This window comes from Enterobacter oligotrophicus, assembly GCF_009176645.1.
In the GTDB taxonomy this organism is placed as follows: domain Bacteria; phylum Pseudomonadota; class Gammaproteobacteria; order Enterobacterales; family Enterobacteriaceae; genus Enterobacter; species Enterobacter oligotrophicus.
Genome location: NZ_AP019007.1, coordinates 3,098,295 through 3,113,745, shown reverse-complemented (window position 1 = coordinate 3,113,745; position 15,451 = coordinate 3,098,295). Strand labels below are relative to the sequence as shown.

Annotated in this window: 10 protein-coding genes and 1 pseudogene; 5 read left to right on the top strand and 6 right to left on the bottom strand. The window is 49.3% G+C overall.

Going from position 1 to position 15,451, the window contains the following annotated elements; translation table 11 throughout:
• Positions 1-125 precede the first annotated feature (125 nt).
• The 5 genes from EoCCA6_RS14940 to EoCCA6_RS14920 all read right to left on the bottom strand — a co-directional run bounded on the left by EoCCA6_RS14940 (position 126) and on the right by EoCCA6_RS14920 (position 5,261).
• Positions 126-359 (bottom strand): DUF2171 domain-containing protein, encoded by a 234-nt coding sequence (locus EoCCA6_RS14940; protein ID WP_152083306.1) that lies wholly within the window; start codon positions 357-359, stop codon positions 126-128.
• A 300-nt stretch (positions 360-659) separates the two neighbouring features.
• Complete coding sequence (locus tag EoCCA6_RS14935; protein WP_152083305.1) at positions 660-1,781, bottom strand: ribosomal protein uL16 3-hydroxylase; 1,122 nt, start codon at positions 1,779-1,781, stop codon at positions 660-662.
• Between the two features lie 142 nt (positions 1,782-1,923).
• Positions 1,924-2,526, bottom strand: coding sequence for an ATP-dependent Clp protease proteolytic subunit (locus EoCCA6_RS14930; RefSeq protein WP_152083304.1), 603 nt, complete (start codon positions 2,524-2,526; stop codon positions 1,924-1,926).
• A 192-nt stretch (positions 2,527-2,718) separates the two neighbouring features.
• Positions 2,719-4,122 (bottom strand): MFS transporter, encoded by a 1,404-nt coding sequence (locus EoCCA6_RS14925; protein ID WP_152083303.1) that lies wholly within the window; start codon positions 4,120-4,122, stop codon positions 2,719-2,721.
• 50 nt (positions 4,123-4,172) lie between these two features.
• Positions 4,173-5,261 (bottom strand): cellulase family glycosylhydrolase, encoded by a 1,089-nt coding sequence (locus tag EoCCA6_RS14920; protein WP_152083302.1) that lies wholly within the window; start codon positions 5,259-5,261, stop codon positions 4,173-4,175.
• 185 nt (positions 5,262-5,446) lie between these two features.
• Between EoCCA6_RS14920 and EoCCA6_RS14915 the strand changes: the two genes are divergently transcribed.
• Positions 5,447-6,457 (top strand): LacI family DNA-binding transcriptional regulator, encoded by a 1,011-nt coding sequence (locus tag EoCCA6_RS14915; RefSeq protein WP_152083301.1) that lies wholly within the window; start codon positions 5,447-5,449, stop codon positions 6,455-6,457.
• A gap of 194 nt (positions 6,458-6,651) precedes the next feature.
• Complete coding sequence (gene trpS / locus EoCCA6_RS14910; RefSeq protein ID WP_152083300.1) at positions 6,652-7,653, top strand: tryptophan--tRNA ligase; 1,002 nt, start codon at positions 6,652-6,654, stop codon at positions 7,651-7,653.
• Between the two features lie 292 nt (positions 7,654-7,945).
• On the opposite strand, the pseudogene EoCCA6_RS14905 reads toward trpS, so the two are convergent.
• Positions 7,946-8,248, bottom strand: a pseudogene (locus EoCCA6_RS14905) (VOC family protein); the annotation flags it as partial.
• A 145-nt stretch (positions 8,249-8,393) separates the two neighbouring features.
• On the opposite strand from EoCCA6_RS14905, the gene EoCCA6_RS14900 reads away from it, so the two are divergent.
• The 3 genes from EoCCA6_RS14900 to EoCCA6_RS14890 are packed head-to-tail and all read left to right on the top strand — an operon-like array spanning position 8,394 to position 15,416.
• Complete coding sequence (locus EoCCA6_RS14900) at positions 8,394-10,985, top strand: type I restriction-modification system subunit M (RefSeq protein ID WP_152083299.1); 2,592 nt, start codon at positions 8,394-8,396, stop codon at positions 10,983-10,985.
• A 1-nt stretch (position 10,986) separates the two neighbouring features.
• Complete coding sequence (locus EoCCA6_RS14895; RefSeq protein ID WP_198440041.1) at positions 10,987-12,174, top strand: restriction endonuclease subunit S; 1,188 nt, start codon at positions 10,987-10,989, stop codon at positions 12,172-12,174.
• Positions 12,175-12,188: 14 nt separating this feature from the next.
• On the top strand, positions 12,189-15,416 hold the full coding sequence (locus EoCCA6_RS14890; RefSeq protein WP_152083298.1) for a type I restriction endonuclease subunit R: 3,228 nt from the start codon (positions 12,189-12,191) through the stop codon (positions 15,414-15,416).
• The last annotated feature ends 35 nt before the right edge of the window (positions 15,417-15,451 follow it).

Here is a 15,451-nt window from a genome sequence, read left to right as displayed (position 1 = left end):
AGAGAGCAGACAGTATCACTCATTTAACGCGACGGCAATCTGGTTGCGGCCAGCCATGTTTAATACGCTAAAAGCTCCGGCGTAAAACCGGAGCCTCGAAATATATTTCGCTATCTGAAATATATTTATGCTTCCTGCCACTCAGCAAAAACCTCTTTGTGGTTTTTGGTCAGGATGACTTTATTATCATCCACTTTGTCGACCCAGCCGAGAGGAATATAATGGTGTTTCCCGCCAGATTCCGGATCGCTTTTCGCAAGTTTAATACGCTCGCCATCCAGGTGGTCAACAACGCCGACGTGCGTTCCGCAGCTGGCTACAACCTGAGTGTGATCCTTAATTTCGCTTTTATCTACCATGTCTATTCTCCTGTTTCGGTTATATGGCTGTTGCACGAAATTAACTGTAGCGTATAAATCACGACGATGAAGCCGTATTAGCATTTTGAAACATCATTGACAGAATATAATATTGCGACTATTCAGGCACGAAGCCCTCACGTCAAAAAATAAGTATCAGACAAATTATTATCTGATAATTTACCTGTCATGATTAAATTAACTAACGGGGAGCTTTTATAATGAACCACAATAATCGTACAGAAATTTGTGAAGCGATAGCAGAGGCGGCGCTTAGTTCTTACTAAACGCCGCAACGCGTTACTCGTCGAAGAACCAGTAGCCCTGGTTAATCAGCCCGGTCAGCTCCTCAACAAAGGCCGGATTATTCAGGGCATCCCCCAGTTCAGCCTGACCCAGTTCGGTATAGCGGCACAGCGCATCCGCTGCCTTCGCATCTGCTGTCTCCAGCAGTTCGCTGTTGATAAAGAAATGACCGTCAATGTTCAGCACGCGCAGCCCACTCAGGCGGGTCAGGGTTTCGCCGCCCTGCAGTGCATCCAGCACCTCTTCCGACGCATAAGGCGGCTCGGCGGCGGCAATATCCAGCTCATGGCGCGGCGTGGAAACAAAGCTGCCAAACCATCGGGTGAAATCATCAGGCTTGCTGATCATGTCGATCATCATCTGACGAATACGATCGAGCTCGTACTGCTCCACGCGGCCAGGATGTTCGCGACAGGTCAGATCCGGATCGCTGTAATGTTCCCCGCCCAGATCGTTCTCCAGCGCGTAATCAGCAAAGCTGCTGATCAAATCGCGTCCGTTTGGCCCGCGGAAACCAACGGAGTAGTTGAGCGCGGTTTCATGGGTAAAGCCGTCGTGCGGGAATCCTGGTGGAATGTAGAGAATATCTCCCGGCGCAAGATCTTCGTCGATAATGGGTTCAAACGGATCAACATGCAGCAGCGCCGGGTGCGGGCAGAACTGACGCATCGGCAGTTTGTCGCCCACGCGCCAGCGGCGGCTTCCCATTCCCTGAATGATAAACACATCGTACTGGTCGATATGTGGACCCACGCCGCCGCCAGGGACGGAGAAAGAGATCATCAGGTCATCAAGACGCCAGTCCGGCAGAACGCGGAACGGACGCACCAGCTCAGCGGCCGGCATGTGCCAGTGGTTCACCGCCTGCGCCAGCAGCGACCAGCCGGTTTCGCCGAGACCGTCGAAGTGCTCAAACGGACCATTGCTGGCCTGCCATTTGCCGTTGGAGTGGCTCACCAGACGGCTATCGACTTCCGGCTCCATCGCCAGACCGGCCAGCTCGTCAGGCGTGATCGGATCGACAAAATTCGGGAAGGCATTTTTCAGCACAACGGGTTGCTTTTGCCAGTATTTTTCGAGAAATTCCGGCCAGTTCAGGTTCAGTTGATACGCCATGGTTAGCACCAGTGAAAGGGTAGACAGGCGCGATTATAGGCAAGAAGGCTGAGAGGGAACTTGTCGTGGGTCAATCGACCGCGTGTGGCGTGTAGGTCGGGTAAGGCGAAGCCGCCACCCGACACAAACACGACGGGTAAACTTAATCCAGCTTCAGCTCGTCATAATGGGTAATCAGCTTACCCACAATGCCGTAGTCCAGCGCTTCTGCAGGTGACATCCAGAAGTTGCGGTCGGTGTCTTTTTTAACTTTCTCCAGCGGCTGACCGGTCGCGTCGGCGATCAGCTTGTTCACGCGATCCAGCATACGAATGATCTCACGCGCTTCGATTTCGATATCCGTTGCCTGACCGCGCACGCCGCCCAGCGGCTGGTGGATCATAAAGCGGGTGTTCGGCAGAGAGTAGCGGTGCTCTTTTTTCGCTGCCAGGAAGATGGTGATGCCCGCGCTCGCCACCCAGCCGGTGCCAATCACGTGTACGTCCGGGCGAATGAACTTGATGAAATCGTGAATGGTATCGCCCGCTTCCACGTGGCCGCCCTGGCTGTTGATGTACAGCTTGATCGGATCGTTGCTGACGCTTTGCAGCAGGATCATCTGGGTAATCACTTTCTGCGCCAGTTCCTGGTTGATCTCACCGGAGATCACAATCGAACGAGACTCCAGCAGTTTTTGCTGCAACGCGCCCGCGCCGGTTGACCCTTCCGTTTTATCCTTGTCGCTTTCTTTCAGTGTGTAGTGCATTGTTATGTCCTCAGCATGTCGCGCTCAAAACCAGAGTGTAGCCTGTTTTACCCGTGAAAGTCCTCAGACACAAACAAGGAGGGAGTTTATGAATATTGCTCATGTCGCGCTCTGGACCCGGACGGCAAACGGATTGAGCTTGTCGGTGCAGACGATTAAAAGCGAAGCCTGATGGCGCTTCGCTTATCAGGCCTACATGTCTCGTGCGATTTGTGGATTCACGGGGTCCTGTAGGCCGGGTAAGGCGTAGCCGCCACCTGACGCATTCCGCTCAGCCAGGAGCCGACAAATCTCCGCATGCTTCTCCTCGGTAAAGGTAAAGCGCGACATAAACCCAAGCCGAATCAGCGAGCCAATCGCCGGCAGCAGGCAAATGCCGAAGAACAGCCCCGCGAGCACGCTGTCGCTCTGGGTTTGCGCCTGCGGCACGTAGCCAATCATCGTCAGGAACACGCCGATTAACCCGCCACCTACTGCCACCGACATCTTGCCGGTAAAGGTCTGGCCGGAGAAAGTGATCGCCGCGCAGCGCTTGTGGGTGTGGTACTCCGCGTATTCGATGGTGTCGGCAATCATCGACGAGGTGAGAATGTTGGTCATCATCACAAACAGGGTACTGAGGCCAAGCAGAATAAACAGCAGCGCCGTGTGCTGATAACCCGCGAACCACATCACCACGCGTACCGCGATATCCAGCCCGCAAAGGATCATAAACAGCTTTCGTTTCTGCATCTTGCGCGTCAGCATCGGGGCGATAAGGCACACCACCGCCGCCACAATCCCCATCACACCAATCGCCATCTGCAGGCTGCCGTCGCCCATATTGTTGATAAAGAAGTAGATATACAGGCCATTGGCGACGTTATGGAACACGCAGAAAAAGAACGACAGCAGGACGATAAACAGCGGCTTGTTCTGACGCAGGTTGTGGAAAGTGTCACGTATCGTCACCTTTTCCGGGCTCGGCGGGACGCGTTCTTTGATCTGCATAAAGCCATTAAGCATCAGCGGCAGGCCCACCAGCATCATCACCAGTGCCGCCATAAAGTAGCCTTTATCGTTGCTGTACTGAGTGAAAAACGCCGCCAGCTTCGGGAAGAAGATGTTGGCGCAGGCGATCCCGGCGTTGACGCCCAGCATCGCCGCCGTCACCGCGCGGGTGCGCTGGCCGGAGTCGTTGGTCATCACCGACGACATCGACCAGAACGGGATATCGGAGATGGCGTACAGCGTCCCCCACAGGATGTACGTCACCCCGGCGTAGAGGATTTTGGTGGTCATGTCCGCTTCGATTTTGTAAAACGCCAGCAGCGTGACGCCAGTAATCAACAGCGGCGCGATCAGCAAAAAGTGGCGAAACTTGCCGAACCGGCTGTTAATGGTGTCCATGATGCTGGCAAACAGCGGATCGTGCACCGCGTCCCACGCGCGGGCAATCAGGAAGATGGTGCTCGCTGCCAGCGCCGAGATCCCCAGTACATCGGTGTAAAAATAGTTAATAAACGAGCCCACTAAACCAAAGCTAAAACACTGACCTAACCCATAACCAAAATAAGACCACAACTCGCGAGACGGTATTTTCATTGTCATTGCCATTGTTATATGCCTGCCTGGTTGCCCGACGGTAGCCCGCCGGGTCGTTATGATTAGCCCTGTGCTTTCGGGGCGATCTTACGCAGCTTCTGCATAAGCGCGATTTCGCTACGCGAGAACGGAATACCGTTCTCCTCGAATACGTCGTGGAACCACAGGCGGCAGTAGTCCGTGGACCCTTTCATCACTACCGGCCACGGCAGCCAGGTCTGGGTTTTTCCGCGCACCAGCCCCCACTGATACGGCGCGACCTTCGCCATATACATCAGCGGAAGCTGCTCTTCGATGGTACCGCCCACATGACGCGCCAGCCATTCGGTGCAGAAGATCGGGCGGCCCAGCGCCTGCAACTGCTGGATAATCGCCGTCATGCGTCCGGTGTTGGTGTAGGCGTGATAGCTCACCACGTCCGACAGTTCCAGAGCGGTCTGGTCCAGCGGATGCTGATAAAACGTCTCACCTTCCTCTTCCGCAGGCAGACGCCACGCACAGACGGTGAGCGGCTGAACCGGATCTTCTTCGCGTACCCAGCGGAACGCCAGCTTCATCAGTTCGTGCGCGCAGGTCTCCAGCTTTTCGTCATACAGCACCTCTTCCGTGCCGCTCGCAAAAATGCCGCGGTTGCCTGGCTCGTTGTAGAGATCCCACAGCAGCACGCGCTTATCGTCGCGGAACTGGCGGACAACGTCGCGAATGTAGCGCTCAATTTCTGGCCAGAAGTTACGATCGCACACTTTATCGCGACCTGGGCTCGCTGCCGCCTGGCTGTTGTGTTTGCCCGGCACCGGTGGCTTTTGTGGCCCCAGATACGGTTCATCGCCTGAGAATCCGCAGTCGTCCATCAGGGTCAGCATGGTGCTGAACCCGTGGTTATCCGCGATCGCCAAAAATTGATTAATGCGCGCCATCAGGCCGTCACGGTCGTGCTCCCAGACGATAAACGGCAGGTTAATGCGCAGGGTGTTATAGCCCGCCTCCGCCGCCCAACCCAGCTCCCGGTCAATCGTTTCGGCATCGAAGGTCTCTTTCTGCCAGATATCCGTCCAGTTCACCGCCGTCGACGGCAGATAGTTAAACCCGCACAGCCAGCCTTTTTGTTGATACCACGCCTGCGCCTGCGCTTTGCTCCATTGCTCTTTCATTGCATCTTCTCTCACTGATAATGTTTAGCTAATAAATATTAGTTGCATTATAAATGAGCAAATTGCGTTGCTAAGAAAAGCGACGGCCCTCACAAAGTTTATGCTCTGGCGAATAAGAAACGTGATCGGCGGCGCGTCGGCGACCAGTTAGGGTATGATGCGCTTTCGCAAGAGGGAGAAGACGGATGAAGCGAAAGACCAAAGTCACGATGAACGATATTGCGCGGGCGGCGGGGGTATCGCAGGCGACGGTATCGCTGGTGCTCAACCAGTCCCGCAACATCAAGCTCAGCGACGACACGCGCCAGCGGGTCATCAGCATCGCCACTGAACTCGGCTACGACCGCCTTCCCGCCATTCACGCCCCGCGCAACCAGGAAGAGATCGCCCTGCTGGTCAGCTCGTTACAGAGCTACGATCCGTTTATCGACGCCATCAGCCAGGCGCGGGAAGCCGCATGGCGCAACGAATCCCTGCTCACTGTATACGACTACGGCGATGATATTGAGCTGGCGCTGAATATTATCCGCCAGCTGGAGAAACGCAACTGCGTGGGGATTATCCTCGCCTCCCCCGTCACCACGCTGGTCGATATGACTGAATTCCAGGACTGCACCCGCATTCCGCTGGTATTACTGAACCAGCGCGACCCCGGCTCGCCGCTGCTGCCGTCGTTTATTCCGGACGACTACGCCAACGCCTTTCAGGTAACGAAACATCTCATCGCCTGCGGCGCGACGCGCATCGCCCATATCACTGGTGAAAGCTGGATGGAGGCCTCCCGCCAGCGGCTGGCAGGCTACCAGGCCGCGCTGCAACAGGCCGATTTAGCCTGTGATGAGAGTCTGGTACGCCAGACCAACTGGCAGTTTAGCGAGTCCTTTACCGCCACCACGGCGCTATTGGCGCTGGACGAACGACCGGATGCCATCTTCTGCGCCAGCGACTGGCTGGCGATTGGCTGCTATCAGGCGCTGGCGGTGAACGGCGTTCGTATCCCGCAGGACATGCTGCTGGCGGGCTACGATGACCAGAAGATCTCCGAGCAGCTCACTCCGTCTCTAACCAGTATTCAGCTCCCTTATAGTGAGCTGGGACGACTGGCGGTGGAGTATCTGTGCAATCAGGAAGATGCCGCCACGCACGTGACGCTGGCGGGCAGGCTGAAGGTGCGCGCCTCAAGCAACCAGACCTGAGTCGCTTTACCCCTGCGCTCAGGCGTGATAGGTTAATTTAATGAACACACACTCCGCCGTACTCACCGTAAACCGCTGGTGGCTGCCTTCTTAAAGGCGGCGCGGAGTAGTTTTCCCCATTTTCAGATAGCCGCCGAAAGGCGGCTTTTACATTTTTAAGACCCCTTTCGGCAATTGCACATTAAGGAGTCTTTATGAACGCGCAAACCATCCTCACCGGCGATCGCCCAACCGGTCCGCTGCACCTCGGCCATTTCGTCGGTTCGCTGCGCCAGCGCGTGGCGCTCCAGCAAACGCATAAGCAGTTTGTGCTGATTGCTGACCTTCAGGGGCTGACCGACAACGGTAGCAACCCGCAAAAAATTCGCGACAACATCCCCGAAGTGCTGGCCGACTACCTCGCCGCGGGCATCGACCCGAACCTGACCACCATCTGCCTGCAGTCCGCCCTGCCCGCCCTCGCCGAACTGACGATGCTGTATATGAACATCGTCACCGTCGCCCGCGTGGAGCGTAACCCGACGGTGAAAAACGAGATTGCGCAGAAAGGCTTTGCCCGCTCGCTGCCGGTCGGGTTTATGGCCTATCCTATCAGCCAGGCGGCGGACATCACCGCGTTTAAGGCCGAGTGCGTGCCCGTCGGCGACGACCAGCTTCCGATGATTGAGCAGACCAACGAGATTGTGCACAAGATGAACAGCCTGCTGCCCGCCCCGGTGCTGCGCCACTGTAAGGCGATGCTGAGCGACACCAGCCGCCTGCCCGGCATCGACGGCAGCGCCAAGATGTCGAAATCGCTCGGCAACACGCTGCACCTTTCAGCCAGTGAAGAGACCATTCACCGTGCGGTCAGCGCCATGTACACCGACCCGAACCACCTGAAGGTGAGCGACCCTGGGCAGATTGAGGGGAACGTGGTGTTTACCTGGCTCGACGCGTTTCATCCGGACAAGGAGAAAGTCGCGGCGATGAAGGCGCACTATCAGGCGGGAGGGCTGGGCGACCGGGCGTGTAAGAACGAGCTGGAAGCGTGTTTGCAGGAACTGATTGCACCGATGCGGGAGCGTCGGGCGATGTACATGCAGGATAAGGGGGAACTGATGGCGATGCTAAAGCGCGGGACGGAACGGGCGCAGGGGGTGACGCAGGCGACGTTGAGGGAGGTGAAGGTGGGGCTGGGGGTGCCGGTGTTTTGAGCAATGGGTTGCGTGGGTTTTATCGGCCCCGCAAGCTGAAGCGCCGGACGACATTAGCTAAGCATACTGGGCATCATAAGGATTCGTTAAGTGATAGCCCTGTCACTAATGTTGAATATAGTGCTTGTTAAAAATTCCTTATAACAATCAAAGTGGATTGCGAAGGCCGGACTCGCCTTTTCGTTCAATCTATTGAAAATTAATGGATTGTGAGGTTTTAGTTTGGGGATTTACCCCCAGAATGGGACATAAAATTGAATACTACGTGGAAGATCACAAAGTTGCGTGATTATTATCCAGGACAGAAACGCATTCCAGAGTAAGGCTTCTCCCGGCACTGTGCCAGTCGAGATGCTAAATTACCCACATGCAGCTCCAGCTTATGTCCATCCGGATCAAGAAAATAGAAAGATTGCCCTTCGCTTTTGTTGTCTTTCCAGACCGTCACTTCGGTCTGTTTCAGCTTATACGAGAACAGCTCAAAATCCTCTGGCGCGATGCTGAATGCGTAGTGAGTATAGTCACTTTCCTGTGGGGCCACGTAGTTACAGGATACGTCGTAAGAAAGGCAGATCCAAAGGTCGCCCCAGGTAAGGGTAAGCACCGATATCGAGACTTCGGACTGCTCACTGACACAGGTTCGTAATGCCTTGCCGCTAGCAAGCAGCTCTTATCAAAAGTACAATCAAAACCCTAAAACAGCCCTTTTCGAATTAGAATTGCTTTTAACAGGATTTATAGTGAATAAACAACAGCTTGCTGCAAAAATCTGGGAATCTGCCAACCAGATGCGGTCTAAAATTGAAGCCAACGAATACAAAGACTACATACTCGGCTTTATTTTCTACAAGTATCTAAGCGACCAGTTGGTGCAGTTTGTCACCAGACAGGGGATGACACCCGAAGACATCAAAGCTCTCAATGAAGAAGACGCTGACACCGTTGAATACGTGCAAAGCAATCTGGGCTACTTTATTGCCTACGATAATCTGTTTTCTACATGGATTGATCCAACATCCGAATTTAACGAATCTAACGTACGTGATGCACTTTCGGCCTTTAGCCGTTTGATTTCGCCAACTTACAAAAAACTGTTTGACGGCATCTTTACCACCTTAGAAACAGGTTTAAGCAAACTGGGTGAAAGTTCGGGCAAACGTACCAAAGCCATCAGCGACTTACTACACCTGATCAAAAGCATTCCCATGAATGGCAATCTAGGGTATGACGTACTGGGTTACATTTACGAATACCTGATTGAAAAATTTGCCGCCAATGCTGGTAAAAAAGCAGGTGAGTTTTATACGCCTCATGAAGTTTCGGTACTTATGTCGAACATCATCGCCCATGAGTTAAAGCACAAAGATACTATCAAAATTTACGACCCTACTTCTGGCTCAGGTTCGTTGCTGATCAATATCGGTGAGGCATTCGAGAAATACGCGAAAAATAAAGATTGCATCACCTATTACGCTCAAGAGTTAAAAGCTAACACCTACAACCTAACCCGTATGAACCTCATCATGCGCGGTATTAAAGCTAGCAACATTAAAACCCGTAATGGCGACACCCTGGAAGAGGATTGGCCGTATTTTGATGACAGCGATCCTCAAGGCTCATACTACGCCTTACATGTTGATGCCGTGGTGTCCAACCCTCCTTACTCACAAAACTGGGACCCCAGCTTTAAAGAGAGCGATCCGCGCTATTCACGTTTTGGCCTGGCACCTAAAACCAAAGCGGATTTTGCTTTTTTACTGCACGACCTCTATCACCTAAAGCCCGATGGCATTATGGCTATCGTGCTACCTCATGGTGTCTTGTTCCGTGGTGGTGAAGAAGGTGAAATTCGCAAGCAACTCATTGAACAAAATCATATTGATGCCATTATTGGTTTACCGGCCAATATCTTTTTTGGCACCGGCATTCCCACAGTGATTTTGGTACTCAAGCAAAAACGCCAAAACACCGATGTATTGGTGGTCGATGCCTCCAAACACTTTATGAAAGAAGGCAAAAACAACAAACTGCAAGCCAGTGATATCAAGCGCATTACTGATGCGGTGATTAACCGCGAAAGTATCGACAAGTTCTCGAAACTGGTGAGCAAACAAACCCTACGCGACAATGGTTACAACCTCAACATACCGCGCTATGTGGATTCCTCTGCGACGGCAGAAAGCTGGGATTTACACGCCACCATGCTCGGCGGTATTCCCAATAGGGAAATTGCCGAGTTAGACAACTTTTGGCAGGCCTTCCCTCAATTGCGCAGTACTTTGTTTACGCCAAAATCAGCTGCTTACAGTGAGCTTGCCATTGATAAACAGGACGTCAACGACCGCATTAGCGGGCACTCGCAAGTGTTAGAATTTATCAGCGCCTACAACCAGGCTTTTAATGGCTTTGATGACCAGCTAAACGCCCAATTAATACAAAACTGGCAAAGCGTAAAGCGTAACCAGCAAGAGGCGGTATTAAGTGCCGAGTTATTTGCTCGTTTAGCGCCCATAGCCTTAATCGACAAATACCAGGCTTATCAATGTCTGAACAACCAATGGCAACTCATCAGCGCTGATTTAGAAATGATGCAAACTGAAGGCTTTGCTGCCACTAAACAAGTTGATCCTAACATTGTTATAAAGAAAAAAAACGGCCAGGACACTGAAGTACAAGACGGCTGGAAAGGCCACATATTGCCCTTTGATCTAGTACAACAAACTTACTTAAATGATGACTTACAGGCTCTGGCGGCTAAAGAAACCCGCCTGACAGAAATCGCCAGCACGCTGGAAGAAATTTTAGAATCCCTGACCGAAGAAGAAAAAGAACAAGATACGGTAAAAGACAACAAAGACGGCTTTGCCAATGCCGAATTAAGCAAGGCCGCCAAAGCCTTCCTGAAAGAACAAAAAGACAGCAAAGTTAAATTCGCAGAAGAAACCTATGAAGCCAAAATCATTCGCGCGAATAAACTCATCGATGAAGAAAAAGCCCTGAAGAAAACGTTCAAAGATGCCGCTACTGCCCTGCACCTAAAAACCAAAACAACCATCGAAGCCTTAACCGATGAACAGGTGAACAACCTGCTGCACCTTAAATGGATTGCGCCATTGAGCACCGAACTCGTAGCTATGCCAAACGCAGTGATTAGCCAGCTCACCAGCCAGGTGCAAGCCCTTGCTGATAAATACGCCGTCACCTATTCACAAGTGGCCCATGAGATAAAAACCACCGAGCAAGAACTGGCGGAAATAATGGGTCAACTCACAGGTAATGAGTTTGATATGCAGGGCTTAGTTGAGCTTACCAACTTATTGAAGGGAGAATAAGATGAGTATGGATAACAAAGTTCCTGAGATTCGGTTTAAGGGCTTTAGTAAGGCTTGGGAGGAAAAGGGACTAGGTACTGATGTCGCTGAAATTATAGGAGGCGGTACACCTAGTACATCAATTTCTGAGTTTTGGGATGGTGATATTGATTGGTATTCACCAACTGAAATTGGAAGCAATGTATATGCGGAAGGTAGTAAGAAGAAGATTACAGATCTAGGTCTGAAAAGTTCTTCTGCAAAGATACTTCCTGCTGGTAATACTGTTCTTTTTACTAGTAGAGCAGGCATAGGTGATATGGCGATTCTTGCTAAACCTGGCGCCACTAATCAAGGTTTTCAATCATTTGTTGTTAAAGAAGGATTTTATCCTTACTTCCTCTATTCAGCGGGTAAACAAATCAAAGAGTTCGCACTTAAACATGCATCGGGCTCCACTTTTTTAGAAATTTCAGGCAAGCAACTTGGGCGCATGAAAATTCTTATGCCCTGTTCAGAGGAACAAACCACCATAGGCAACTACTTCCAAAAGCTTGACGCGCTAATCAATCAACACCAACAAAAGCATGACAAACTCAGCAACATTAAAAAAGCAATGCTGGAAAAAATGTTTCCTAAACAAGGCGAAACCATTCCAGAAATACGCTTTATAGGATTTAGTGGAGAGTGGAAGGAGAAAACTATTTGCGAACTGTTTACAGTCACTCGCGGAAATGTATTGCCGCTAAATAAAACAAGCTCTATACCAACTTCTGATAAACGATATCCAGTATATTCATCACAAACAAAAAACAATGGGTTGATGGGGTTTTATGACAAATACTTATTCGAAAACGCGATCACATGGACAACAGACGGTGCAAATGCTGGGACTGTTAATTTTAGGGACGATAAATTTTACAGTACGAATGTAAACGGTGTTCTCTTATCAGATAGAGGTTATGCCAATAAAGCTATCGCGGAAATATTAAACAAAGAAGCTTGGAAGCACGTTTCACATGTCGGAAATCCTAAGCTAATGAACAACGTTATGAGTGCAATAAAAATAACGATTCCCAACTCAATTGAAGAGCAAACCGCCATCGGAAATTATTTCCAAAAGCTCGACGCATTGATCAATCAGCATCAACAACAAATCACCAAGCTCAACAACATCAAGCAGGCTTGCTTAAGCAAAATGTTTGTCTAACAGGGAGCGCCATCATGACCACCTTTACAACCGAAGCGCAATTTGAGCAGGCCTTTATTGAGGTACTCACCAACAAAGGTTGGGAACCAGAGATACTCAAAAACAAAACCGAAGACGATTTACTGCAAAATTGGGCGTCCATTTTGTTTGAAAATAATCGCCAGCGGGATCGTTTAAACGATGTTCCGCTTACCGCGTCTGAAATGCAGCAAATTATTGAGCAAATCAAAGAGCTTAAAACCCCGCTCAAGCTGAACGGTTTAATTAATGGTAAAACCGTGGCCATTAAGCGCGATAACCCAGCCGATACCTTGCATATGGGCAAAGAAGTCAGCTTAAAAATATACGATCGCCAGGAAATCGCCGCAGGTCAAAGCCGTTACCAAATTGTACAGCAGCCTAAATTCGAACGCGGCAGCCCTTTGCGTAACGACAGACGAGGTGACGTGTTGCTACTGATTAACGGTATGCCGGTGATCCATGTAGAGCTAAAGCGCAGCGGTATTCCGGTTAGTCAGGCCGTAAACCAAATTGAAAAGTACAGTACAGAAGGCTTATTTAACGGCCTGTTTTCGCTCATCCAGGTGTTTGTAGCTATGGAGCCAAACGAGACCAAATACTTTGCCAACCCCGGACTAGACGGCAAGTTTAACCCCGACTATCAGTTTAACTGGGCCGATTTTAATAACGAACCCATGAACCACTGGAAAGACATCGCCTCTACCTTGCTTTCTATCCCTATGGCGCATCAGTTGATTGGCTTTTATACCGTCGCCGACGATACCGACGGCGTGCTAAAGGTAATGCGCAGCTATCAGTATTACGCCGCTAATGCGATATCAGACAAAGTAGCCAAAACAAACTGGCAACAGCTGGGTAGCGCTAATAACCCTGATCGTCTCGGGGGTTATGTGTGGCATACTACCGGTTCGGGAAAAACCATGACCAGTTTTAAATCGGCACAGTTAATTGCCCAATCGAAAGATGCTGATAAAGTGATTTTTTTAATGGACAGGATTGAGCTGGGTACCCAATCTCTGACGGAATATCGCAATTTTGCTAGCGATGGTGAAACCGTTCAAGCTACAGAGAATACTCATGTACTCATTACCAAATTAAAAAGCAGTGCAACTTCCGATACGTTAATTGTTAGCTCCATTCAAAAAATGAGTAATATTTTTGAAGAAGCTGATGATGAGGGAACAGCAACAAATTCAGCTGATATAGAAAACATCCGTGCTAAGCGCTTGGTATTTATTATTGATGAAGCACATCGCTCAACGATGAGTGGAGGCAAAGAAAATAAACTAGGCATGCTGGTAAGCATTAAAAAAACATTCCCTAAGGCACTCTTTTTTGGTTTTACCGGCACGCCAATTCATGATGAAAATAAAATCAATAGCAATACTACCGCTGATGTATTTGGTAACGAGTTGCATCGCTATAGCATAGCAGATGGTATACGTGATGGTAACGTTTTGGGATTTGATCCTTACAAAGTACCTACTTTTAGAGATAGCGATCTAAGGAAAGAAGTTGCATTAGAACAAGCTAGGGCTGAATCGGTTGCTGATGCGATGGCTGATCCAACCAAAAAGAAAAAGTTTAATCACTTTATGAAAGATGTGCCTATGGCAGGCTACAAAGATGGCACTGGCAAATATCACAAAGGCATTGAAGACTATATACCTAAAAGCCAATATTTAACTAATGCCCACCAGGAGAAAGTGGTCAGTGATATCTTAGATAAATGGGATGTACTCAGCCAAAATAATAAATTTCACGCGATTTTAGCCACAAATAGCATCGCTGAAGCGATTGACTATTATCGGCGTTTAAAAGCGGCCAAACCTGAGCTAAAAATCTCAGCCTTGTTTGACCCAAATATTGATAACGACGGTAGTGGTGACCGAGGCCCAACCTTTAAAGGCGATGGGCTGGATGAAATTATGAGTGACTACAATAAGCGCTATGGTCACGATTTTGATTTTTCCCGCCACGCGGCTTTTAAAAAGGATTTAGCGGCACGCCTTGCTCATAAAAAACCTTACGAACGCATTCATACCGAGCCTTCAAAGCAATTAGATTTATTGATTGTAGTGGATCAAATGCTCACTGGTTTTGATTCTAAATGGCTTAATACTTTGTATTTAGACAAGGTAATAAAATACCAAAATATAATTCAAGCGTTCTCACGCACCAATCGCTTGTTTGGTCCCGACAAACCCCACGGCATCATCCGTTATTACCGCTACCCACATACAATGGAGCAGCACATTAATGCTGCGGTAAAACTCTATTCCGGCGATAAACCTATCGGCTTGTTTGTTGATAAGTTAGAAAGCAATCTTAAAGCTATAAATGAATTAGTAGCTGACATTACCGAGCTGTTTGTTATCGCTGGTGTGGAGAATTTTGAAAAACTGCCAGACGATATAGAAGCCTGTGCCCAATTTACCAAGTTGTTTAATACCTTTAGCCAGCACCTGGAAGCGGCTAAAGTACAAGGCTTCCATTGGGAACAGTCGGTCTATTCCTTTACTGAAAATAATGCGGAACATGAAGTAACACTGGCTATAGACGAACAAACTTATCTAAGTCTGGTCCTGCGCTATAAAGAATTAACAGCCAAAGGTGAGCACGATGGTGCAGGTGGTGGCGATGTGCCTTTTGATATCAGTGGTTATTTAACTGAAATAGATACCGGTAAAATCGATGCCGACTATATGAATAGCCGATTCGATAAATATTTAAAAGAGCTGAACAAACACCAGGACCCTGCAAGCATTGAATCCACATTAAATGAACTGCACAAGTCGTTTGCAACGCTCACCCAAATTGAGCAGAAATACGCCAAACTCTTCTTGCACGACTTGCAGCGAGGCGATGCTCAGCTCGTTGAAGGCCATACTTTCAGAGACTACATCAACATCTACAAAGATAACGCTGAAAATGCGCAAATAAACGGTGTTGTTAATGCTCTTGGTTTAGATAAAGAGTTGCTCCTAGCATTAATGGTTGATAGCGTTAATGCGAAAAATCTAAACGATTTTGGTCGCTTCGACGCATTAAAAGAATCGGTAGATAAGACAAAAGCAAAAATCTATTTTGAAAAACAAGATGGCGTAAGCATACCTTTATTTAAGTTGAATATACGCATTGAACAATTTTTAAAACAGTTTATTTTTGCACAAAAAAATGATTTTTTAAGTGACACAGATGTTGTTGGTGATGTGATTTGATGTGATTCACTCAGCATAAGACTTGCCACATTTAT